General features: G+C 59.1%; 17 protein-coding genes and 1 tRNA gene. 11 read left to right on the forward strand and 7 right to left on the reverse strand.

From position 1 onward, the window contains the following. The first annotated feature begins 224 nt into the window (after positions 1 to 224). From rpsA to mscL, 3 genes are all read left to right on the forward strand, one after another. Positions 225 to 1,916 (forward strand): 30S ribosomal protein S1, encoded by a 1,692-nt coding sequence (gene rpsA, locus VL130_RS06165; RefSeq protein WP_325361863.1) that lies wholly within the window; start codon positions 225 to 227, stop codon positions 1,914 to 1,916. A gap of 390 nt (positions 1,917 to 2,306) precedes the next feature. Continuing rightward, positions 2,307 to 2,603: an integration host factor subunit beta gene (locus tag VL130_RS06170; protein ID WP_018080639.1), complete on the forward strand. Its 297-nt coding sequence runs from the start codon at positions 2,307 to 2,309 to the stop codon at positions 2,601 to 2,603. A 15-nt stretch (positions 2,604 to 2,618) separates the two neighbouring features. Next, positions 2,619 to 3,014, forward strand: a complete 396-nt coding sequence (gene mscL / locus VL130_RS06175) for a large-conductance mechanosensitive channel protein MscL (protein WP_325361864.1) — start codon at positions 2,619 to 2,621, stop codon at positions 3,012 to 3,014. Positions 3,015 to 3,113: 99 nt separating this feature from the next. Here mscL and VL130_RS06180 read toward each other — a convergent pair whose 3' ends face one another. Next, positions 3,114 to 5,534 (reverse strand): glucan 1,4-alpha-glucosidase, encoded by a 2,421-nt coding sequence (locus VL130_RS06180; RefSeq protein WP_325361865.1) that lies wholly within the window; start codon positions 5,532 to 5,534, stop codon positions 3,114 to 3,116. A 658-nt stretch (positions 5,535 to 6,192) separates the two neighbouring features. On the opposite strand from VL130_RS06180, the gene VL130_RS06185 reads away from it, so the two are divergent. The 5 genes from VL130_RS06185 (at position 6,193) to VL130_RS06205 (ending at position 15,151) form a co-directional block, all read left to right on the forward strand. Continuing rightward, positions 6,193 to 8,304 (forward strand): glycoside hydrolase family 97 protein, encoded by a 2,112-nt coding sequence (locus VL130_RS06185; RefSeq protein ID WP_325361866.1) that lies wholly within the window; start codon positions 6,193 to 6,195, stop codon positions 8,302 to 8,304. Beyond that, positions 8,301 to 9,203 (forward strand): alpha/beta hydrolase, encoded by a 903-nt coding sequence (locus VL130_RS06190; protein ID WP_325361867.1) that lies wholly within the window; start codon positions 8,301 to 8,303, stop codon positions 9,201 to 9,203. The genes VL130_RS06185 and VL130_RS06190 overlap by 4 nt, the downstream gene beginning before the upstream one ends. An 89-nt stretch (positions 9,204 to 9,292) precedes the next feature. Beyond that, positions 9,293 to 10,315 (forward strand): LacI family DNA-binding transcriptional regulator, encoded by a 1,023-nt coding sequence (locus VL130_RS06195; protein ID WP_325361868.1) that lies wholly within the window; start codon positions 9,293 to 9,295, stop codon positions 10,313 to 10,315. Positions 10,316 to 10,692: 377 nt separating this feature from the next. After that, a complete protein-coding gene (locus VL130_RS06200) occupies positions 10,693 to 13,548 on the forward strand; it encodes a TonB-dependent receptor (protein WP_325361869.1) in 2,856 nt (951 codons plus the stop codon). A 91-nt stretch (positions 13,549 to 13,639) separates the two neighbouring features. Continuing rightward, a complete protein-coding gene (locus VL130_RS06205) occupies positions 13,640 to 15,151 on the forward strand; it encodes a tryptophan halogenase family protein (protein ID WP_325361870.1) in 1,512 nt (503 codons plus the stop codon). On the opposite strand, the gene VL130_RS06210 is transcribed toward VL130_RS06205, so the two are convergent. From VL130_RS06210 to VL130_RS06230, 5 genes are all read right to left on the reverse strand, one after another. After that, on the reverse strand, positions 15,148 to 16,044 hold the full coding sequence (locus VL130_RS06210) for a hydroxymethylglutaryl-CoA lyase (RefSeq protein WP_325361871.1): 897 nt from the start codon (positions 16,042 to 16,044) through the stop codon (positions 15,148 to 15,150). The genes VL130_RS06205 and VL130_RS06210 overlap by 4 nt on opposite strands. Beyond that, positions 16,041 to 17,204, reverse strand: a complete 1,164-nt coding sequence (locus VL130_RS06215) for an isovaleryl-CoA dehydrogenase (RefSeq protein WP_325362380.1) — start codon at positions 17,202 to 17,204, stop codon at positions 16,041 to 16,043. Before VL130_RS06215 ends, VL130_RS06210 begins: the two co-directional genes overlap by 4 nt. Positions 17,205 to 17,292: 88 nt before the next feature. After that, entirely contained in the window at positions 17,293 to 19,002 is a 1,710-nt protein-coding gene (locus tag VL130_RS06220) for an acetyl/propionyl/methylcrotonyl-CoA carboxylase subunit alpha (RefSeq protein WP_325361872.1), read from the reverse strand. After that, positions 19,002 to 19,769, reverse strand: a complete 768-nt coding sequence (locus VL130_RS06225) for an enoyl-CoA hydratase-related protein (RefSeq protein WP_325361873.1) — start codon at positions 19,767 to 19,769, stop codon at positions 19,002 to 19,004. Before VL130_RS06225 ends, VL130_RS06220 begins: the two co-directional genes overlap by 1 nt. Positions 19,770 to 19,790: 21 nt before the next feature. Then, a complete protein-coding gene (locus VL130_RS06230; protein ID WP_349255484.1) occupies positions 19,791 to 21,398 on the reverse strand; it encodes a carboxyl transferase domain-containing protein in 1,608 nt (535 codons plus the stop codon). A gap of 115 nt (positions 21,399 to 21,513) precedes the next feature. On the opposite strand from VL130_RS06230, the gene VL130_RS06235 reads away from it, so the two are divergent. Next, the gene (locus VL130_RS06235; protein ID WP_325361874.1) at positions 21,514 to 22,392 is read left to right on the forward strand and encodes a LysR family transcriptional regulator; all 879 of its coding nucleotides are present in this window, start codon (positions 21,514 to 21,516) and stop codon (positions 22,390 to 22,392) included. On the opposite strand, the gene VL130_RS06240 is transcribed toward VL130_RS06235, so the two are convergent. Beyond that, entirely contained in the window at positions 22,297 to 23,583 is a 1,287-nt protein-coding gene (locus VL130_RS06240) for a cyclopropane-fatty-acyl-phospholipid synthase family protein (RefSeq protein ID WP_325361875.1), read from the reverse strand. The two genes, VL130_RS06235 and VL130_RS06240, sit on opposite strands and share 96 nt — an antisense overlap. Positions 23,584 to 23,795: 212 nt before the next feature. Between VL130_RS06240 and VL130_RS06245 the strand changes: the two genes are divergently transcribed. Both VL130_RS06245 and VL130_RS06250 read left to right on the forward strand, forming a co-directional pair. Then, positions 23,796 to 23,882: transfer RNA gene (locus VL130_RS06245), tRNA-Leu, on the forward strand. A 169-nt stretch (positions 23,883 to 24,051) separates the two neighbouring features. Next, positions 24,052 to 24,267, forward strand: coding sequence for an Arm DNA-binding domain-containing protein (locus VL130_RS06250; RefSeq protein WP_325361877.1), 216 nt, complete (start codon positions 24,052 to 24,054; stop codon positions 24,265 to 24,267). Positions 24,268 to 24,453 lie beyond the last annotated feature (186 nt).

Genomic DNA, 24,453 nt, shown 5'->3' on the forward strand with positions numbered 1-24,453 from the left:
TTAAATCCACCAGCGGCTTTATAGAGGCAACACACGGGACGTCTTCGGGGTCGAAAGATCTGCACCGCACCTGATTGGGGCCGGCCATTGCGCCGCCTCCCGACACACATATTCACAAAACCCAAAGTCGCACCCCCGCGCCCTTTCCCCGTCGAACGCCACGGCCTCACGTCGTTTTCGGGATATGAAAGACGGGACACGCGCTAACAGACAAAAGAGACTCTATGAGCGATTACAATCCGTCGCGCGACGATTTCGCCGCCCTGCTTGACGAATCCATGCACGGCCGCGACATGCTTGAAGGCCAGGTCATTCACGGCCTCGTCGTCGGCGTCGAAAAAGATTACGTCATGGTCGATGTCGGTCTGAAGACCGAAGGCCGTATCTCCCTGAAGGAATTCGCCCTCGCCGATGGCGAGACCCTGAAGGTCGGCGATCAGGTCGAAGTTTACCTGGAACGCGTTGAAAACGCCATGGGCGAAGCGGTCATCAGCCGTGAAAAGGCCCGTCGCGAAGAAGCCTGGACCCGCCTGGAAGTTATCTTCAACAAGGGTGAGCCGGTCATGGGTACGATCGTTGGCCGCGTCAAGGGCGGCTTCACGGTTGACATGGACGGCGCTTCGGGCTTCCTGCCCGGTTCGCAGGTCGACATCCGCCCCGTGCGCGACGTCGCCCCGCTGATGAACAAGGAACAGCCTTTCGCCATTCTGAAAATGGACCGTCCGCGCGGCAATATCGTCGTGTCGCGTCGCGCCATCCTCGAAGAAGCCCGTGCCGAACAACGCACCGAGCTGGTCGGCCAACTGGCCGAAGGCGAAATCCGTGACGGCGTCGTCAAGAACATCACCGATTACGGTGCGTTCGTTGACCTCGGCGGCATCGATGGCCTGCTGCACGTCACCGACATGTCGTGGAAGCGCGTGTCGCATCCGTCGCAAGTCCTCAACGTTGGCGATGCTGTCAAGGTTCAGATCATCAAGATCAACCCCGATACGCAACGCATCAGCCTCGGCATGAAGCAACTGCAATCCGATCCGTGGGATGGTGTTGACCTGAAGTATCCGGTCGGAGGCAAGTTCTCCGGTCGCATCACCAACATCACTGACTACGGCGCTTTCGTTGAGCTGGAATCGGGCGTTGAAGGCCTGGTGCACGTTTCGGAAATGTCGTGGACCAAGAAGAACGTCCATCCGGGCAAGATCGTTTCGACTTCGCAGGAAGTTGAAGTCGTCGTGCTCGAAGTCGACGCCTCCAAGCGCCGCGTGTCGCTCGGCCTGAAGCAAGCCCAGAACAACCCCTGGGACGACTTCCTGGCTCAGCATCCGGTCGGTTCCACCATCGAAGGCGAAGTCAAGAACGCCACCGAATTCGGCCTGTTCATCGGCTTCGAAAACGAAATCGACGGCATGGTCCACCTGTCGGACCTCGACTGGAACGTGGCCGGCGAAGAAGCCATCGCCAAGTACAAGAAGGGCGATGTCGTCAAGTCCAAGGTTCTGGACGTCGACGTCGAAAAGGAACGCATCAGCCTGGGCATCAAGCAACTCGGCAGCGATCCGATGACCGGCGACACCTACCGCAAGGGTCAGAACATCACGGTGACTGTCACCGAAGTCACCACCGGTGGCATCGAAGTGAAGTTCGGTGAAGACGACGCCCCGATGTCGGCCTTCATCCGCAAGTCCGACCTGTCGCGCGACCGCAATGAGCAACGCGTTGAGCGTTACGCTGTCGGCGACCGTATCGACGCCCAGGTGACCAACATCGACAAGGCGGCCCGCAAGGTCTCCGTTTCGATCAAGGCCCTGGAAATGGCTTCGGAAAAGGAAGCCATCGAGCAGTACGGCTCGCAGGATTCGGGCGCTTCGCTCGGTGATATCCTCGGCGCCGCCCTGCGCGGCAAGCAAGAGTCCTAAGGACCAGAGGCTCTTAGCCCGGAATCACGACGGTGTTTCATGCGCTTGAGTGACAAGGGGTGAGGATTGAAAATTAAGCCGGAGTCTCTTCGTGAGGCTCCGGCTTTTTTTGTGCCTAGGCTGTCAATTCCCTGCACCAGCGGAGACAAGCCGTCTTTGAGATCATAAGTCCCCGTGATGTAAGGTTTTTTTATAAACCTTGTCATTGCGGGGGTTTTTCATATGATGGATGTCCGACTTGCGCTTTGTGGACAGGAAAATTTCCTGATACAGATGGAAAATGTGCATATGGTAGCGCTATCAACACGTTAATTTATCAACAAGCCCTTGAACTCATTTTCATTTTCGGACATGCTCGCCATTCTCAGATTTACCGCGTGAGGGAGATCAATGCTCAAGTCTGAACTAATTGAACGTTTGGCTTCCGAATATCCGCATTTGACGCAAAAAGACGTCGAGCGTGCGGTGAACCTCATTCTGGAATCCATGATCACCACGCTGGAAAAGGGTGGCCGCGTCGAGCTTCGCGGCTTTGGCGCCCTGTCTGTGCGGTCCCGTCCGGCCCGCGCCGGCCGTAATCCGCGCACCGGTGAATCGGTCAAGGTGCCCGCCAAGCATGTGCCCTTCTTCAAAAGCGGCAAGGAATTGCGTGAACGCCTGAATCTTTCGGGTGACGACAACGGCTAAACAGAAAGAACGATCATGAGCATAGCATCTGAGTTCAAAACCTTCCTGATGCGCGGCAATGTCATCGACCTGGCGGTTGGTGTGGTCATCGGCGGCGCCTTTGGCAAGATTGTTACCTCCCTGGTCGATAACATCATCATGCCGCCGATCGGCTATATCACCGGCGGCGTCGATTTCTCCAGTCTCAAGCTGATCATGAAGCCGGCCGACGCGGTGACCAAGACGGCCGAGGTCGCCATCGGCTACGGCGTCTTCATCAATACCCTGATCCAGTTCCTGATCATCGGGGCGGCGATTTTCCTGGTGGTCAAGGCGATCAACCGGCTGATGCCGCCACCGCCCGCGGCGGTGCCTGGGCCAACGCAGGAAGACCTGCTGGCCGGTATTCTCGCCGAACTGAAAAAGAAATAATGACAGGCCGGGGTTCGCTCCGGCCTTCTTCTTTGTACGCATAAAAAAGCCCCCGATGCCGAAGCGCCGGGGGCTGAGTTGGGTCAAAGGGGTTGAGACTTAATCTTTGACCTTGTTGGAATAGCGGGCGTAGGCGACCGGATTGCGGTCCCAGACCTGACGATCGCGTACGCTGCGCAAAAGTTTGATATATTCGGCATGGCTCCAGGCCAGCGGTGTGGCGCTGTCAGTGCCTTCGCCGACCGTGTAGTCGTGGGCGGTTTTCGAGCCGACGCCATCATAGACCTGCTCAGGGATCATCAGGCCTTCATTGGCGAAAAGCTCCATGCCCTTGATATAGGTGCCGCGGATGGCGGCGATATCGGCATCGGTGACGCCGCCTGATTTCAGGCCGTCGAGCGCCAGTTCGTAATGGCCCCGTTCGCCGGTGAAGATCGGCCAGACGCGCCCGCGCTGGTCCGGTGACATCGAACCGTAATTGCCGCCGTCCGTGCCTTCGCCATAGCCGTCATTGCCGTAACGGCGAAAGCCAGGAACCGTGACATCCGTGCCGGGGAAGTGGAAATCGTAACGGACGCGCAGGTTTTCCGGCAGGGTCTGGTCATCGATCACGGCCAGCGAAGCGGTGATATCCTTGTCATCCGCCGGGCGGACGCCATAGCGCACCAGTTCGAGGAAGCCGGCGTCGATCATCAGATCCGAGCGCAGGCCCGTGCGGCCGTTACGCTCATCCTGGGTGCCGGGAGTATTGGCGTCTTCCGAGCGCGAAATACGCAGGAAATAGCTGGCCGGCTTGTCATCGCCACGCACCTTACCGGTGGTGGTGAAAAGTCGCTGTTCCAGTTTTCCGGAATAATCGTCAGCCTTGGCAACGTAAAGCTTAGCACTGTCCGCATCGCCCGCCTGGGTGGCGATATCCGACGCGGCCACCAGACCGGCGATCACCGCGGCGGTCGTCGAGGGCGAATGGCCTTCCTGCTCCTCCCAGCGTTCCTGCTGGCTATAGGGCGGGGTAATGGTGGCGTGGTTCCAGTCCAGCCCGACCGTGCCGCCGTGGCTGAGGAAATCAGCCGCCGGCTTGAGCATCGTCTTGTAAGATGACAGCAGTTCGGCCTGGCTGATCAGGCCCAGTTGCTCCAGGCGATCGCCGAGCAGGATCGGCATGGCGGTCTGGTCGAGCTGGACACCGACCCATTCCGGCGTGCCGTCGACATGAGCCTTTTGCAGGAACCAGCCGGTGGCGCCGGTGTTGCCCGGCGTGTCGGGTTTGACCTGAATGGTCGGCAGGAAGCGGAAGGCGGCGACGGGGGTTTCCTTGTCGCCCAGCGCGGCCAGCGCCATCGACACCTGATAGAAATCGCGCGGCCAGACGCCCTTGTAACCGGTGGCGGACACATCGGTGATCACCGTATCGCCCCACGGATTGCTGAGCGAGGCGATCAGCGCGCCGGCGGCGGTATGGTCTTCCTGCACCTTCAGGGCCAGGGCCGAGGCATAGAGCAGCTTGCCGTTGTCTTCGGAAACCGGCACGAGGCTTTTCAGTTCGGAAAGCGAGGCGAGATAGTCTTCCCAGCCGACCGCTGCACCTTCGCCGTTGTAATTGGCCAGCACCTTGCCATAGCCGGTTTTCAAAGTGGCGGCGGATTCCGCACTGGCCGCTTGCGTTGTGCCGCCAAAACCGACCGCCAGATCTACCGTGGATTCCCTGGTCACAGTCGGCAACTGCCCGACCAGTACGATATTGCCCTTGGCGTTGGCTGAGCTGTGCAGCGTGCCGAGCGACTGGCTGGCAGTCAGTGCCTTGATACCGTCAGAGACGCCGGTATAACCGACCGTCGCCTTTTTGAACGGCACGCTGGCGGAAAGATTGAGCGCGACATTTCCCTGCCAGGCTTGCAGGTGGGTGACATTGGCATGGCCTTCATCGTCGCCGGAGGTATTGGCCATCGAGGGATCAAGGATGACATAGGGCGTCACCGGCCCTTTCAGCGCCTTGACCGTGACGCGGACCATCAGGGTCTGGTGGTCGGGGTCGGTGAAGACGTCCTTGATGATGACGAAGCGGCCCTGCTTATCAGTATTGGTCAGGCGGTAGGCCGGCGATAGCGGGCGGCCATCGGCGTCGGTATGGATATATTCAACATGGCTCGTTGTGTCAGTGCGCTCGAAGGCGGTCCATCCGGCCCCGGTAACGGCGATCTGCAATTCGCGGATCTGCGCTTCGTGGATGCGGCCATACATGGTTTCGGTGACCACGCCTTCGGCCAGCGAGAACCACACTTTTGAAACCGTGCCGGTCGTGGCGGTATCGGAGAACTGATAGTCCTTATAGGCCTCATAGGCGCTGCCGATGCCCTGCTTGCCGGAATAGGCCCAGGGCGAGGCGAGACCGGGGCCATTGGTGGCCTTGGCGTCGGCGATGACGGTCGGGTTGTGATCAGGGATAGTCGGTTCTTGAGCGAAGGCCGCGCCGCTCATCACGGCCACACTGGCGCAGCCGGCCAACAGATATTTACGCATTATGTCCTCTCCTGCATCCGCGCAGCCAATTCCGGCGCGCGAATCTTATTGATTTTGATCGGGCAAAACCCGTCTTTTCATCACTATGGCAAAGAGAAGGGGGCGCGTCGCGCTGCATACGTATTCACGACCGCAAAATCCGCATGAATACGAATCCACAAGCTTTAAGGGTGGTTGGAGGGCAAAAAAAAGCTCTTTGGCCAGAAGCCAAAGAGCAGTTTATGTTGAGAAGATACCACTTACAAAGCAAGACCCTGTAATTGGTGTATTCCGGCCGCGTCACAACAGCCGAAATAGGAGCGCCGGTTTTTAGCCAAAGCGCCAGCGACGCTCTCGGCAAATGACCGGAAATTTATCTGTAAACGTTTGCACTAACCTGGGGCAATAAGAAAAGCGCATCAGGCGAAAAATTTTGCGTCATTTCCGAGAGCCTGTTTGCCTGAAATTGAATACAGGCGGGCGAAAGGCAACGTTTGCCGAAGTTGTCATCAGCTTATGCGCGCTTTCTGCGACGCGCAATCTTGAATACGTATTCAACTGTCATTCGGGCCTCTGAATACGTATGCACGTCTTCAAATGCACATAAGGTCTTTTGCCCGGCGGCTATTTGACATAAGCCTTGGCGATAAAACGACTACAGGAACAAGGAAACCTATTCATGCGTAACGCGGCTGGTCTGCTGACGATGGCTTTTTCGCTGATAGCGGTAACGGGCTTTGCCGCCGGTCCGGGCCTGGCGCAGGACGCCGCGCCGGCTGCCGATGTATCGCAATCCTCGCAGGGAGCGCCGAAATTTCAGACCATCGCCAGCGCCGATTCGCCGGGGAAGGTGTTGCACGTCGATGTCATGCTGAGCGGTGACGGCAACCTGTCGTATCAGGTTTCACGCAATGGCGAGGTTATCGTCAATCCGTCGCGGCTGGGCCTGATCCTGGCCAATGCGCCGAAATTCGACCGTTATTTCGCGCTGGAAAATACGGAGACGACATCGCACGACGACACTTGGGAGCAGCCGTGGGGCGAGCGCCGCTTCACGCGCAATCACTATACCGAACTGCGCGTCAATGTCGTCCAGAAGGTCTGGGACAGCCGCCGGATGACTGTTGTCTTCCGCATATATGACGATGGCCTGGGTTTCCGCTACGAATTCCCCGACCAGCCGCAATTGCACAAGCTGGAGATCATGGACGAGCTGACCGAGTTCGCCATCGCCGATCCGGCCACCGCCTGGTGGGACGTGGCCGGCGAATGGAACCGCGAGGAATATCTCTACCAGAAGACGCCGCTGAACGAGGTCAGCGAGGCGCAAACGCCCATGACGATCAGGACGGACAAGGGGCTTTATATCTCGTTCCATGAGGCGGCACTCGTCGATTACGCCGCCTACTGGCTGCGGCGGGTCGATGGCCAGCGCCTGAAAACGCGTCTGGCGCCCTCGGCAATGGGCGCGCCGGTCGTGCGTGAGGCGCCCTTCCCGACGCCGTGGCGGACGATGGAGATTACCGATACCGCCGCCGGACTTTACAACAGTTCCGACCTGATCCTGAACCTCAACGAACCCAACAAGCTCGGCGATGTGTCCTGGGTCAAGCCATATAAATATGTCGGCATCTGGTGGGGGATGCACCTTAATAAATGGACCTGGGAAGCCGGCCCGCGTCACGGCGCCACCACCAAAAACACCGAGGACTATATCGATTTCGCTGCCAAGAACGGCTTCCGTGGCGTGCTGGTCGAGGGCTGGAACAAGGGCTGGGAAGACTGGTTCGGCAAGGGCTACAACTTCTCCTTCACCGAGGCCTATCCCGATTTCGACCTGGCGGCGATTTCCGCCTATGGCCTGAAAAAGGGCGTCCATCTCGTCGGCCACAACGAGACTTCAGGCAATGTCTCTGTCTACGAACCGCAGATGGAAGCCGGCTTTGCGCAATATGAAAAATACGGCGTCGACTCCGTGAAGACCGGCTATGTCGCCGATGCCGGCGGCGCCCGCGTTCGGGCGGCCGATGGCGAAATCCGCTACACCTGGAACGACAGCCAGGAAATGGTGCGTCATTACCTGCTAAACGTCACCACGGCGGCGAAATACCATATCGCCATCGATACCCACGAGCCGATCAAGGACACCGGCCTGCGCCGCACCTATCCGAACTGGGTGTCGCGCGAAGGCCAGCGTGGTATGGAATATAACGCCTGGGGCGATCCGCAGAATCCGCCGGAACACGAGGCCAATCTGGTCTTCACTCGTATGCTCTCCGGGCCGATGGATTTCACGCCGGGAATCCTCAGCTTGCAAGGGCAGGGCAAGCCGATCCCTTCGACCCAGGCCAAGCAACTGGCGCTTTATGTCGTGCTCTATTCGCCGATCCAGATGGCGGCCGACCTGCCGGAAAACTACGCCAAGTACCCGAAGCCCTTCCAGTTCATCAAGGACGTGCCGACCGACTGGGATCAGTCGATCGCGCTGAATGGCGAACCGGGCGATTTCGCCACCATCGTCCGCAAGGATCGCCATTCCGATAACTGGTATCTCGGCGCCGTGACCGACGAAACCGAACGCAGCGTCGATGTGCCGCTGACATTCCTCGAAGCGGGCCGCAGCTACAAGGCGCAGATCTATCGCGATGGCCCGAATACCGGCATGACCGGTGACGCCCGCTTCGATATCGTCATCGAGGAAAAGACGGTCACCGCCGGCGATACTCTGACCCTGCGCATGGCGCCGGGCGGCGGCGAAGCCATCCGCTTCGTGGCCCAAAAGAAGAAGTGACGTACCTGCATCTGGCTCTGGCGTCTCTGCTGCTGGCGACTCCCGCCGCAGCGGAGGCGCGCCTCGATCACTTGACGCAGGTGCCTTCGCAATATGTCATTCCGCGTGATGTCGTCGTCTTTGTGCCGGATCAATGCCAGGTGGAAACGGCGCATTGTAAGGTCATCTATATGATGGATGGTCAGAATCTGTTCTCGCCCAGTCAATATAGCGGCGCGGACTGGGGCGTGGCCGAAGTTCTGCCGAAGCTGATCGCGGAGGGCAAGGCGCCGCCGGCCATCATCGTCGGTATCGACAATGTTCCGGAACGGACGCGCGAATACATGCCGCAGCGGGTCTATGACCTCATGCCGGCGGCCTATCAGGCGCGCATCCGCGCCTTTGAAGATGGCAAAGTTCCGAACGCGGATAATTTCCTGAAGTTTCTCGTCAGCGAACTGAAACCGCTGATCGACCAAACCTATCACACGGCGTCCGGCCCGGAAAATACCTCGATCATGGGATCTTCGATGGGCGGGCATATCGCGCTCTATGCGCAGGGTGAATATCCGCAGGTTTTCGGCGCATCGGCCTCGCTGTCCATGCCGTGGCTGATGGCCGATCCGGCCAAAGATCCCGCCGCCATTCAGGCGGACGCAGAAACCGTGGCGGCCGGCTGGCAGGCCTGGTTGAAAACGACGCAGATGATCCCTGGCCGAAACCGTATCTACAGCGACCAGGGCACGGTGGGGCTTGATGGCCTGTTCACGCCCTACGAAGAAAAAGCCGTGGCGGCGTTCCGCACGAATGGCTGGACGGAGGCCGATTTCCGCGTGCCGATTTATCCGGGTGCGGAACACAGTGAAAAGGACTGGCGCAAACGGGTGGACGTGCCGCTGATATTCCTGCTCAATCCCTAAGTTTTTTCATAATGCTGAAAGCACTTGCTTTCGCAGGAGAAAATGTGTTCTCTGAACCGAAATCCGCTTAAGCGGACAGGGGTTTAGGGATGATGGACACCATATCAGGCAAGGTCAGGCTTGAAGATATCGCCAGGATTGCCGGCGTATCGGTCGCCACGGTATCCCGCGCGCTCAACGATTCGCCCGCCGTCAACCGTGTCACCAAGCGCCGCGTGTGGAAGATCGCCCGCGACCATAATTATGTCCTCAATCAGGACATGCCGATGTCGATGTCCGGCTCGCAGGCCACCATCGCCATCGTCATTCCGCCGCCACATGGCCGCGAAGGCCGCTTTTCCGATCCCTTTTATCAGGAACTGATCTCAGCCGTCGGCGAGGCGGCGCGCGATATGGGCTGCGACCTGCTGCTGTCGCACCTGACGCCGAAAAGCCAGAACGATCTCGCCACCCTGATGGCCAATATCAAGGCCGATGGCGTCATCTTCCTCGGCCAGAGCTACCTGCACGACCGCTTCAACCATCTGGCCGGCAGCACCAACAAGTTCATCGTCTGGGGCCAGGAAATTCCCGGCCAGAAATACTGCACCGTCGGTTCCAATAACCTTCAGGGCGGCACGCGCGCCACCTCGCATCTGGCGCGCCTGGGCCGCAAGCGGATCGCCTATTTCGGCGAAACCGAGGGCGTGGAGATGAAGCAGCGCTACCAGGGTTATCTCAATGTGCTGTCCGAGGCCGGGCTGGCGTTCGATCCGCGTCTGGTCGTGCCGACCCATTTTGAAATCGCTTCTGCTGAAGCCGCGGTTCTCAATCTGATCAATAAGGACGTTCCGATCGACGGCCTGTTCGCCTGTTCGGACATTATCGCTTTCGGTGCCATTCGTGGTCTGATGCGTGCCGGCCTGCGCGTGCCGGAAGATGTGTCGGTGGTCGGTTACGATAATATCGTTCTGGCCAGCCTGACCCATCCGTCATTGACAACCATTTCGCAGGATCTGGCGCGCGCCGGCAAGCTGATGGTCTCCAAGCTGATCGGCTCGATCTCCAATGATGAAAGTCATTCGGAAATCGTCTCCACCGAACTGGTCGTCCGTGAATCCTGCGGCGGCTGATCCGCTACGTTTCGATAACGTTGTGATGTTAGCGCTATCTTTGCATATTTTTGCAATTTTTTACATAAAGCGTCAAAAATATTCCTGTCATGTAATATGTGAGTTTTACGCGTTATGCGGCATATTATATTACATATAGGCCTATATTTGGCGCCTTATCTGTCATTTTCGTATCTTCAAAGCCACAATATTACGAATTGTTCAGATTTCGAACTGCAAAATTTTGCAAAGCATTGCAAAAAGAACCGTGTTGTATAGATACTTTTCCTAAAGCGCCATCAGAGCGCCATGAGGGTTGAGATGTCTAAAGGCGAATGTCCTGCATTTAAGAACAGGGCAAGCGTTAAGATCGAAACGCAACACCAGGAGGAAACCTAATGCGTAATTCCAAGGGTCAAAATGCGACGCGTGCGCGTCTGCTGACCTGTGGCGCCACCGCGGCCATCGTAACGGCCTGCGCTTTCGCCGTTCCCGTCATGGCCCAGGATGCAGCCCCCGCTGCCGCTCCCGCTGACGACTCGACCACGATCGTGGTCACCGGCATTCGCCGCGGCATCCAGGACGCCATCAGCGCTAAGAGAAAAGATTCGTCGATTATCGAAGCCGTTTCGGCTGAAGATATCGGCAAGTTGCCGGACAGCTCCATCGCCGAATCCATTGCCCGCCTGCCGGGTATCGCCGCCCAACGTACCAACGGCCGTGCGCAAACCCTGTCGATTCGCGGCCTGGGTCCGGACTATACAGTCACCACATTCAACGGCCGTGAGCAGGCCTCAACCAACGACAATCGCACGGTTGAATTCGACCAGTATCCCTCGGAACTTGTCAGTCAGGTGAAGGTCTACAAGACACCGGACGCCGCCCAGTCCTATCACGGTATCGCCGGCACAGCCGACATTGAAACTGTCCATCCGCTGGCCTACGGCAAACAGGCGATCGCGCTCAATTATCGCCGCGAAATGAACTCGATGAAGTCGCCGGTACCTGATGCGATGACAGCGGGTGACCGCTACTCGGCGACCTATATCGATCAATTTTTCAACAAAACCGTCGGTCTGGCGCTCGGTTACGCACACAACACCACGCCGTACCAGGCCCAGACCCGTGAGTACTGGGGGTATCCGACCTGCGGCGCCCAGTGCCTGCCGGCGGATGCCGATAAGATTGTGGTCGGTGGCTCGAAGGATGGTGTCCAGGCCTCTTATTACAAACGCGATGCTTTCATGGGCATATTGGAATTCAAGCCCAACGATCAGTTGCATGTCATCGTCGATGGCTTTCACTCCGAATTCAAGGAAGCACAAACCATCCGCCGTCTCGAATACGGGACGATCTGGGGCACCGGCGTCTTGCAACCGGGCTATACTGCCGATGCTGACCGCATTACGAGCGGCACCTTCAACGGCGTCACGACCATTGTTGAAAACTATAACAATGAGCGTAACGCCACAGTCGACTCCCTGGGAGTCAATGCCAGTTATTTGCTGAACGACGAATGGACCCTGAACGCGGATGTCAGCTATTCCAAGGTTCATCGTACCGACCTGCGCCTGGAATCGACCGCAGGCACCGGTCCGGCCGGATCAGTGGTTCAGGATAATCTGGGCTTCACGACCAATGCCAATGGCACCACGAACGAAACCACGGCGTTTGATTATGCCGATTTCGACCATGTGTTCCTGACCGATCCGGGTGGCTGGGGCGGTGGTCCGCGTCGCTCTGGTTACGTCGGCAACCCCACCGTCAATGACGAAATTCAGGCGATGAAACTGGCGGCGACGCGCACGCTCGGTGGCGGCTTCTTCAAGGGCGTCACCTTCGGCGTCAACTTCGCCGACCGCAAGAAGGACAAGTATCTATGGCAGAGCATACTGTACCTGCCCGACGGCCAGTCAACCGCTGTGGTCCCCACCCAGTATCGCACCGGCACGACCGATGGCGCCTTCTTCGGCAACAGCAATGGCATCATTTCCTATGACGCTATGGGCCTTTACCGCAGCGGCTTCTGGGACACCATCGATGCGCGGGTCGATACCAATGCGGGTGACGGCGACCGTACCTTTGAAGTCAGTCAGTCCTGGGCCGTCGAAGAAAAGCTGACCACCGCCTACGTTAAGGCTGACATCGAATCGACGCTGTTCGGTGTACCTGTTACCGGTAATATCGGCGCGCAATATCAATATGCCGATCAGCAGGTGACCCAGTTGTCATCGCCCGGCGTTGACAAGATCACTCCCGGCCTGTCCCCCCTTGAGCAACTGCACATCCGGACGGATCACTACAAGACCACCTATGGCGATTTCCTGCCCAGCGCGAACTTCAACTTCTCCCTGGCTGACGATATCAGCCTGCGCGTAGCGGCAGCGGCCACCGTGTCCCGCCCGCGCCTCGACGATATGGCCGGTGGCGTGACCTATGGCGCCCGGACCAATTCCAATCCGGACAATCAGGGCAATCAGCAATATTACTGGGGCGGCAGCGGTGGTAATCCCGAGATCAAACCCTGGAAGTCCAAGCAGTTCGACGTGTCTCTGGAAAAATATTTTGGCCGCAAGGGCTATCTGTCCGCTGCGCTCTATTACAAAACGCTAGACAGCTACGTTTATAACAACTCCCGCGTCATCGATTTCAGTACGCTGCCTGGCTACACGCCACCAAACGATCCCGCCGGTTGCGCCGTGGGTAGCTGTTACGACCTGGCGCGCGCCAATACCACCGGGGTGCTTACGGTCAAGGCCAACGGCAATGGCGGCCACGTCCAGGGAGCGGAGTTCACAGCATCGCTTCCCGGCGAAACTATCTGGTCTGCGCTTGATGGCTTCGGCGTGATCTTCAGCGCCGCTTTCAACCAGTCCGAAGTGAAACCGGCAGGCAGCAAGATCGAACTGCCCGGTCTGTCGCCTCAGGTCATCAATACGACCCTATACTACGAAAAGCATGGGTTCTCGGCGCGTATCAGCGAGCGCTATCGTGACGCCTGGCTGGGTGAAGTGCCCAACTTCGACTCCTCGCTTGGCGCCCACTATGTCAAGGCGGAAGCTCTGGTCGATGCGCAAATTGGTTATGAATTCCAGGATGGCCCCGCCAAGGGCCTGACGATCAATCTGTCGGCGACGAACATTACCAACAGGCCGTTCGTCCTCTATGACACCAAGGACGCTCCGACAAACGTACTCAAATACGAAAAATACGGCGCGACCTATGCAATCAGCATTGGTTACAAGTTCCAATAGACTTTGTAGCTTTGTCAAAAACACCTGCCGGTTCCGACCGGCAGGTGTTTTTATGCCTGGAAAGTGTAGACTAAAAAAAACGGGGAACAACATGCCATCAGCGCCTATCAGCAAAATCGTCATCCTCGGCGGCGGCACGGCTGGCTGGCTGGCCGCCTCCATGATGATCAAGGTGCTCGGCAAGACGGTCGAGATCACCCTGGTCGAATCCGAGGAAATCGGTACGGTCGGCGTTGGTGAAGCGACCATTCCGCCACTGATCAACCTGCTCAATTTCCTTGGCCTCGATGAGGCGGAGGTGATGCGCAATGTGCAGGGCACCTACAAGCTCGGCGTCGAATTTGCTGACTGGTACGAGAAGGGCCACACCTACCGCCATATGTTCGGCGCGCCCGGCAATCCGCTCGGCGTCCTGCCGTTTTATCAGTACTGGCTGAGGCAAAGGGCGCAGGGCAAGGGCGGTTCGTTGTGGGATTACAGCCTAAACGAACTGGCGGCGAAACAGAATCGCTTCACCCATATCAAGACAATTCCGGACGCACCCCGGATGGACGGCATGAACTACGCCCTGCATTTCGACGCCGGCCTGCTGGCGCGTTATCTGCGCGGGGTGTGCGAACGCTCAGGCGTGACGCGGCGTGAAGGCAAGGTGTCAGGCGTCAACCAGAACAGCGAAACCGGCTTTATCGAAAGCCTGGCCCTGGCGTCGGGCGATGTGGTCGAAGGCGAGTTCTTCCTCGATTGCTCCGGCTTCCGCGGTGTGCTGATCGAGGACAGCCTGCACGCCGGCTACGAAGAATGGACGCACTGGCTGCCGTGTGATCGGGCCGTCGCCGTGCCCTGCGTCACATCGGGGCCTTTGCGCCTGCTGACCCAGACACGCGCCCGCACCGCCGGCTGGCAATGGCGCATTCCGCTGCAACACCGGATCGGCAATGGCCATGTCTTTTCCAGTGGGTTCATGGAACCGGACGAGGCGACACGCATCCTGCTCGATAATCTCGACGGCGCACCTCTGGCGGACCCGCGTCATCTGCGCTTCGTGACGGGCCGCCGCAAGACAAGCTGGAAAAAGAATTGCGTGGCGCTGGGCCTGGCCGCCGGCTTCATGGAGCCGATCGAATCGACCACCATCCATATGGTGCAATCGGCCTTGCAGCGCCTGCTCAACCTGTTCCCCGACACTGGCTTCAACCAGCCGGAAATCGACGAATACAATCGCAAGACCCAGCGCGAATACGAACTGATCCGCGATTTCATCATTCTGCACTATAACGCCACGAAACGCGACGACACGCCCTTCTGGAACTATTGCCGCACCATGACCGTGCCGGACAGCCTGACGACCAAGATCGAATATTTCCGCCAGCATGGCCGGGTGATCGTGGAGGAAGATGACCTGTTCAAGGAGGCCAACTGGATACAGGTGCTGATCGGCCAGGGAATCATGCCGGAAAGCTTCTCACCGCTGGCCCTGAATGTCGGCGATGACGATCTCGACGGTTATTTCGACAGCCTGCGCCAGATCTATGCGCGCACCGTGGCCGGGATGCCGACCCATGACGAATTTATCGCCCGTTATTGCAAGGCACCGGTGATTTAGGGGCGGCCTTTGGCTACCGCCACTTTCGAGCGCGGCGGCCGGCCCAGCACATCCGATATTTGCCAGGCGGCGGCCACGATGGCATCGAGATCGACGCCGGTGTTTATACCCATGCCGGTCAGCATATAGAGCACATCTTCCGTCGCCACATTGCCGGAAGCGCCCGGCGCATAGGGGCAGCCGCCCAATCCACCGACGGATGAATCAATCGTGGCGATGCCGTAATCGAGCGAAGTCAGAATATTGGCCAGAGCCTGGCCATAGGTATCATGGAAGTGTACGGCCAGTTTTTCGGGCGGAATAACCTTCAGTACGGTATCGAGCAGGCGCGACACATCGGCGGGTGTTCCCACGCCGATTGTATCGCCCAGGGATATTTCGTAGCAGCCGATATCGAGCATTTTTCGCGCCATTTCGGCCACGGCCTGCGGCTTGACTGGTCCTTCATAGGGGCAGGCGATGACGGTGGAGACATAGCCGCGCACCTTTATGCGGTCGCTCGCCGATTCCTCCATGATGAAGGTAAAGCGGTCGAGGCTTTCGGCCACGGAACAGTTGATATTGCGCTGGCTGAAGGTTTCCGACGCCGCGCCGAAAATGGCGACGGTAGTGGCGCGGGCGTCCTTGGCGGATTCATAGCCCTTCAGATTTGGGGTCAATACCGGATAGGTTACGCCCGGCGCACGGGTGATCCCGGCCATGACTTCTGCGGCGTCGGCCATTTGCGGCACCCATTTCGGTGAGACGAAACTGGCAGCCTCGATATATTTCAGTCCGGAGGCGGACAATGTGTCGATCAGCGCGATCTTGTCGGCGGCGCTGACGATCTCGGTTTCCGCCTGCAAGCCGTCGCGCGGCCCGACTTCGTAAAGGATGACTTTGGCTGGTCTCATTTCGTTTCCTCGAACAGTTCCCGGCCAATCAGCATCCGGCGGATTTCAGACGTGCCGGCGCCGATCTCATACAGCTTGGCGTCGCGCCACAGTCTACCCGTCGGGTAGTCATTGGTATAGCCGTTGCCGCCAAGACACTGGATCGCTTCGCCCGCCATCCATGTGGCTTTTTCGGCGGCATAGAGGATGCAGCCGGCGGCGTCCTTGCGCGTGGTCTCGCCGCGATCGCAAGCCTGCGCCACGGCATAGACATAGGCGCGACAGGCCGCCCAGGTCGAATACATATCGGCGATCTTGCCTTGCATCAACTGGAAGGTGCCGATGGGGCTGCCGAACTGTTCACGCTCATGGATATAGGGGATCACCACATCCAAACAGGCGCGCATGATGCCGAGCGGTCCGCCGGAAAGCACGACCCGCTCATAATCCAGGCCCGACATCAGCACGCCGGCGCCGCGACCTTCCGTACCCAGAACATTTTCCACCGGCACCTCGCAATCGGCGAAAACCAGTTCGCCGGTATGCGAGCCGCGCATCCCCAGCTTGTCGAGTTTTTGCGCCACCGAGAAGCCGGCAAAGCTTTTTTCGATGAGAAAAGCGGTCATGCCTTTCGAGCCAGCCGCAAGGTCGGTCTTGGCGTAGACGACCAGCGTATCGGCGTCGGGGCCATTGGTGATCCACATCTTCGAGCCGTTGAGAATATAGCGGTCGCCTTTTTTGTCGGCGCGTAGTTTCATGGACACCACATCCGAACCGGCGGCGGTTTCCGACATGGCCAGAGCCCCGACATGTTCGCCGGAAATCAGCTTCGGCAGGTACTTCGCTTTCTGGGCTTCGTTACCATTGCGGACGATCTGGTTGACGCAGAGGTTGGAATGCGCGCCGTAGGACAGCCCGATCGAGGCGGAGGCACGGGAGATTTCTTCCATGGCGATGGTGTGCGCCAGATAGCCCATTTGCGCGCCGCCATACTGTTCGGGCGCAGTGAGGCCGAGCACGCCCATCTCCCCCATCTTGCGCCATAGTGGCATGGGGAACTGGTCATCGCGGTCAGCCTCGGCGGCCAGCGGCGCGATCTCGATCTCGGCGAATTTGCGCACGCCTTCGCGCAGGGACTCGATATCGTCGCTGTGGCCGAATTGCAGATGCGGAAAGTCGATCATCGCCTGTCTCTTTTCTTATACCTCCCCGGGCTACTGGGGAGGGGACCGCGCGCCTCTTGGCGCGGGGTGGTGGGGTTTCTTGTTTTCATTCAATTTCAACCAGAATGGCCTTATCGGCCACCTGATCACCGGTCGCGGCATGAACGGCCCTGACCACGCCCGCCTTCGGGGCCTTCATGGTGTGTTCGATCTTCATCGCGCCGAGGATCAGCAGCTTCTGGCCCTTCTCGACCGTCTCGCCAGCGGTCACAAACACGTCGATCAGTTTGCCCGGCATCGGCGCCTTGATATCGCCCGAAGCCACAGCCTCTTCACCCGCCTCGGATTTCAGATTCAAAGGCGAACGGGGCGGCAAGTTAAGCTGCCAGCCGGTAATATCGTTCCACGGCGAGGTCGGATCGGCCTGTGAGGGCGCGATCTCACTGTCGGGCCAGGGCAGAAGCAGGCGCTCCTGATGGCGGGCGATAAAGCCGGTATCGATCTGCACCGCCGCAAACGCCTCATCCGAAACGACACGGCGCAGGAAGCCGAGATTGGTCGCCAGTCCGCGCAGTTTCGTCTCGATCAGAGCTTCGCGCATCCGGCTCAAAGCCTGTTTGCGATCCTTGCCGTGAACGATGATCTTGGCGATCATCGGGTCATAAAACGGGCTGACCGCATCGCCTGGCTCGACCGCGGATTCAATGCGCGCCGTTGCCGGAAACACCAGTTGTTCCAGCGTGCCCGTGGCGGGCAGGAAGTCATTCTGAGGGTCTTCGGCATAGAGTCGCGCCTCGATGGCGTGGCCGGTCAGGGTGAGTTCCTCTTGGCTCTTCGGCAAGGTCTCGCCTGCCGCCACGCGCAACTGCCATTCGACCAGATCAAGCCCGGTGATTTCCTCGGTCACCGGATGCTCGACCTGAAGCCGCGTGTTCATTTCCATGAAATAGAAGGGCGCGCTTTGGATGCCCTCTGACACATCGACAATGAACTCGACCGTGCCCGCGCCACGATAGCTTATCGCCTGCGCCGCCCGAACCGCCGCTTGTCCCATCGCCCGGCGCATGGCTTCCGGGAGGCCGGGGGCGGGCGCTTCCTCGATCACCTTTTGATGGCGGCGTTGCAGCGAACAATCACGCTCGAACAGATGGACGACATGGCCGTGCTCATCGGCGAATAACTGGATTTCGATATGGCGCGGCACATCGAGATATTTCTCGATCAGCACCTTGGGATCGGAAAAGGCGTTCAGCCCTTCGCGTTGCGCCGAAATGAGCGCATCTTTGAAATCCTCCGCCCGATCGACCCGCCGCATCCCCTTGCCGCCACCGCCGGCCACCGCCTTGATCAGCACCGGATAACCGATCCGCGCCGCTTCGGCGGCCAGATTGTCCGGGTCCTGATCATCGCCATGGTAGCCGGGCGTCACCGGCACGCCGGCGGCCGTCATCAGGGCCTTGGCGGCGCCTTTCAGGGCCATGGCGCGGATGGCGTCCGGTCGCGGGCCGATAAACACCAACCCGGCATCCTCGCAGGCTTCGGCGAATTCGGCGTTTTCCGACAGGAATCCATAGCCGGGATGGATGGCCTCGGCTCCCGTCTCCAGCGCCACAGCGATGATCCGGTCGCCGCGCAGATAGCTGTCAGCGGCCGCCGCCGGTCCGATCAGTACGGCGCGGTCCGCCTCGCGCACGAAAGCCGCGCGCGCATCGGCGTCGGAATAGACGGCCACGGTTTCCACGCCCATCCGCTGGCAGGTGCGGATGATGCGGCGGGCGATTTCTCCGCGATTAGCGATCAGTATTTTGGCGAACATCAAAGCGTCCAGTGGGGTTTGCGTCGGCTCAGGAAGGCCGCAACGCCTTCGCGACCTTCATCCGAAGCGCGGCGCGTGGCGATGCGGTGGGCGGTCAACTCGCCCTTGTCGTCCATCTTCGTAATATCGCCGATCAGATCCTTGGCATCGGCAATGGCTTCCGGGCCGCCGGCCAGCAGGGCCTCGACCACCTTGGCACCCTCGGCCTCCAGGGCGCTTGAGACCTCATGCACCAGGCCGATGCGCTGGGCTTCCACGGCCGTGAAGCGCTCCCCGGTCAGCATGTAGCGCCGCGCCGCCGACTGGCCCACCTTGGCGATAACGAAGGGCGAAATCACCGCCGGGATCAGGCCCAGGCGCACCTCGGTCAGGCCGAACATTGTCTCCGGCTGGGTAATGACCACATCGCAGCAGGCCACGAGCCCCACCCCGCCGCCGAGCGCCGCGCCCTGGACCAGGGCGACCGTCGGCTTGGGGCAGGTGTTGAGCGTATCGAACATGCGGGCCATAGACAGGGCGTCTTCGCGATTGGCATATTCGTCCTGTTCGGCGGCGCGCTTCATCCAGTTGAGATCGGCGCCAGCACTGAAGCTGGCGCCATTGCCGGCCAGCACGATGACACGCACGCCGTCCTGCTTGCCGAGATCGGCAAAGGCGTCGGTCAGTTCGCCGATCATGCCCTCGTTGAAGGCATTGTGGATGGCCGGGCGATTGAGGGTGACGCGGACCACGCCGCGTTCGTCGGCTTCTACGGTGATATCCTGCATGATCGTTTTCCTATTCGGCGGTTACATTCTGAAGACACCAAAGGTGGTGGGTGCAATGGCTGCATTCAATGCGGCGGATAGTCCCAGCCCCAGAACGCGCCGTGTATCGGCGGGATCGATGACCCCATCATCCCACAGGCGGGCTGAGGCATAATAGGGGTGGCCCTGGGCCTCGTAGGTGTCGCGGATCGGCGCCTTGAAGGCGGCCTCCTCCGCGGCGCTCCACTGGCCGCCTTTGGCTTCTATGCCGTCGCGCCTGACCGTGGCCAGCACATTGGCCGCCTGCTCGCCGCCCATGACCGAGATGCGTGCATTGGGCCACATCCACAGGAAGCGCGGCTCGAAGGCGCGGCCGCACATGCCGTAATTGCCGGCGCCGTAGGAACCGCCGATGATGACCGTGAATTTCGGCACATTGGCGCAGGCGACGGCGGTGACCATCTTGGCGCCATGCCGCGCGATGCCTTCGTTCTCATACTGTCGGCCGACCATGAAGCCGGTGATGTTTTGCAGGAAAATCAAGGGGATGCCGCGCTGGCAGCATAGTTCTATAAAGTGCGTGCCTTTCAGCGCGCTTTCGGAAAACAGCACGCCATTATTGGCTATGATGCCGACCGGATAGCCGTAGAGGTGCGCGAAACCACACACCAGGGTTTCGCCGTACAGTTTCTTGAACTCATCGAATACCGAGCCATCGACCAGCCGGGCGATCACCTCGCGGACATCGTAGGGCTGGCGTGTGTCAGCGGGAATAATGCCGTAAATCTCTTCGGCATCGTATAGCGGCCCGACCACTGGCTTCGTCGCCAGTTCGACCTTTTTCGTGCGGTTGAGATTGCCGACAATGCGGCGGGCAATCTGAAGCGCATCGGCGTCATTGGCGGCCAGATGATCGACTACGCCGGATATCCGCGCATGGACATCGCCGCCGCCCAGGTCTTCGGCGCTGACCACTTCACCGGTCGCGGCCTTCACCAGTGGCGGGCCGGCCAGGAAGATCGTGCCCTGTTTTTGCACGATAATCGACTCATCCGACATAGCCGGCACATAGGCGCCACCGGCAGTGCAGGACCCCATGACCACGGCGATCTGCGGGATACGCTTGGCGGACATCTGCGCCTGGTTGAAGAAGATGCGGCCGAAATCGTCCTTGTCCGGAAAGACCTCATCCTGGTTTGGCAAATTGGCCCCGCCGGAATCGACCATATAGACGCAGGGGAGGTTGTTGGTTTGGGCGATCTCCTGCGCCCGCAGGTGTTTCTTGACGGTGAGGGGATAGTAGGTGCCGCCCTTCACCGTGGCGTCGTTGCAGACGATGACGCATTCCGCGCCGTTGATGCGGCCGATGCCGGTGATCAGGCCGGCCGCCGGCACCTCGTCATGATAGACCTTGTGCGCCGCCAGGGCCGAAAATTCGAGAAACGGCGAACCGGGATCGATCAGACCGGCGACACGATCCCGTGGCAATAGCTTGCCCCGCGCCATATGTTTTTCGCGCGCCGAAGGTGATCCTCCCGCTGCGATCCTGGCCGAAAGCGCGCGCAGATCTTCGACCACGGTGGTCATGGCGGCGGCATTGGCCTTGAATTCGTCCGAGGCCGGATCGATGTCGCTTTTGAAGGCGGTCATGATGTCCCTGTCTTTTTACAGGGAGGATAGTACGCGCTTGGCGTCTATGGGGAAAATTGATAGTCACAATTCTGTGCATAGACAATATCTATGAATTAACGTCACTGGATAGAGCATGGAACTGTATCTTCTGCGCTATTTTCTGGCCGTGGTTGAAAGCGGCAGCTTCACCAAGGCCGCCGTCGCCTGCCTGATCACCCAGCCGAGCCTTTCCGCCGGCATCAAGCGGCTGGAAGACCAGATGGGCGTGTCGCTATTCGTGCGCAATAACAAGCGCGTCTCTTTGACGACCGCAGGATCGCGCTTTCTGCCCCGCGCCAAGGCGATCCTGCACGAGGTCAACATGGCCTCTGCCGAGATCGCCGCGGCCGAACAGGCCGACGTTCTGCGGCTGGGTGTCCTGCAAACCCTGCCTGCCGTCCTGGTGGCGCGATTACTGACCGGCTTTTTGGCCGAGCACCCCGGCATCCGTTTCGATCTTTATGACGGCAGCGAACAGGAACTGCTGAACCGGCTGGATGAACGCGGCCTCGACTATGCGCTGTCGCTTCGGCGCGTAGATGACAAGACATCCAGACCATTGTTCGAGGAGGGCTACAAACTGGCGCTATCCGTCAATCATCGCCTTGCCGGTGAACGGATTATTCGTGGCGAAGACCTGTCCAATGAGTCGATGATCGTCCGGTCGCGTTGTGAAGTCCTTAGCGAAACCAGCCGGTATTTCACCGATCGCAATGTCCGCCCGCCTTTGGTTTATCGCACTGCGCAGGACGAGCGCGCCCTGAGTATGGTTGGCGCCGGCGTTGGCGTCACCGTTATGCCGGATAGCTATGCAGCGCCCGATGTCGTGCGGATACCGATGCGCGATTTCAACCCGCGCCGCACGGTGGCGCTGTTTCTACCGCGCTTCGCCTTGCCGGATCGCCTTGCCGGAACGGGCGGCGCCTTTGCGGACTTCACTGTCGGTTTCTTCGCTATCGGCCACGCGGGCTGAAGCGCGCGGCATCATGTAGTCGCGGGTGATCGGCAGGGTGTCGAGCCGCTTGGCTAACTGCACCTGGAAGACCATCAGATCGCCATAGCGGAAACCGAGTTCGCAATAGCACAGATAGAATTCCCACATGCGGCAGAAACGTTCGTCATAGAGGGCGGCGATCTCGGCACGATGCACCTGGAAGCGTTCGCGCCAGTGCCGCAGGGTTTCGGCGTAATGCAGGCGTAAGGGTTCGATATCGGTAATGAACAGGCCGGATTTTTCGACGGCCACCGTTATTTCCGGTAAACTCGGAATATAGCCGCCGGGGAAAATGTATTTATTGAGCCAGGCCGAACGCCCACCCACCCGGCCGCGCCGGCCGATGCTGTGAATCAGCGCCACGCCGTCGTCCTTCAACCGATCGGCGACAGTCTGGAAATAGCCGTCGAAGTTGGCAAGTCCGACGTGCTCGAACATGCCGACGCTGACGATACGGTCGAACACGCCGGTCACTTCGCGATAGTCGCACAGCTCGAAGCGCACCCGCGCATTGACACTGGGCGCCGTGGCGCGACGTTCGGCCACCGTCAGTTGTTCGGCTGAAAGCGTCACGCCGGTGACATTGACGCCCGCCTGCCTGGCCAGATGCAACGCCATCCCGCCCCAACCACAGCCGATATCGAGCACGCTCTGGCCAGGCGAGAGGTAAAGCTTGTCGGCGATATGGTCCTTCTTGGCGATCTGCGCGTCTTCCAGCGAGATCTGCGCACATGGGAAATAGGCGCAGGAGTATTGCATGTCCTCATCGAGAAACAGCCGGTAAAGCTTTTCTGACAGATCGTAATGATGCGCCACATTGGCGCGTGAGGCGCTGAGCGAATGGCCGGGCAGGAAGCGCTTGACGCCATGCAGCAGACGCGACAGCCAGCCCCGGTCCGGCGCATTGCGCATATTCAGGCCGACCAGCTCCATCAGGTTCCACAGGGTGCCTTTTTCAACAACCAGATCGGCCTCCATGAAGGCCTCACCAAAGTAGAGATAAGGATGCAGACCGATTTTGAAGGCGGTCCACGGGCTGTTTATCCAGATGGCGACGTCGAGATCGGGCCGTTCTGGTATCGGATTGCCGAAGTGGTAGGTCTTGCCGGGATTGATCCGGACGGTCAGTGTGCCTTGTTGAATAAGGGTCTGAAGATATGTGTGCAGCACGACGACCTCCAACTGTCAGGGTGGTTACAGAAGAAAACTGAAGGCGTAAAAAACCGATCGGCTTTGTGTTTTCAAAAATAAGGATTCGATTAAGAGCGCGGGGCGAAAACTTTTGTGCATACTGTCATCAAAACCGTTGACCGGTGAAATATTTCCCCCTATAGGTCGCCGCCTTCGCCGAGAGATCGGTGGGGACTACCACCTAAGTAAGTGCCCAGGTGGCGGAATTGGTAGACGCGCTGGCTTCAGGTGCCAGTGGCTTAACGGCCGTGAAGGTTCGAGTCCTTTCCTGGGCACCATCTAGGGGTTCGCGGCTGTCCGCGTAAAATTGAAAAACCCTTTAAAATGTGCTAGTTATAAGACGTTGAGTTCAACTCCGTCCGCTGGAGTTCGCCTGCATTCGCCCTTGTTGGGGGGACTTCTGGGGGGATTTCTCAGCGGTGCGGTCCTGCTTTTAGGACAAACGCAATGGCACTATCTGATACCGCTTTGCGCAATGCGAAGCCGCAAGCGACCAAGTACAAACTTTACGACGACGGCGGACTGTTGGTCGTCATAACGCCCACGGGTGGGAAGCTCTGGCGGTTCAAGTACCGCTTCGGGGGCACTGAAAAACAGTTATCCCTCGGCGCCTATCTTTGGCAATTCCTTAGACATCGCCCATTTTCTCTCATGAGGTCATAACGATTGTCGGTATGCCATAAAAATTTCTATAAACACAATTTGCTACGTTGGAAGGCCTGCCGCAATCTACGAGGTCGGTCGAACGACTACAATTAGCGTAAGAAAATGTCCGGTATGCGCTAATTGCCGTCCTGCTTCGAGAACGAAAATCATCGTGAAGCTTAGGTGGTTGACTGTTAGTTCGGT

The sequence above is a fragment of the Asticcacaulis sp. genome (assembly GCF_035497195.1).
Classification (GTDB): domain Bacteria; phylum Pseudomonadota; class Alphaproteobacteria; order Caulobacterales; family Caulobacteraceae; genus Asticcacaulis.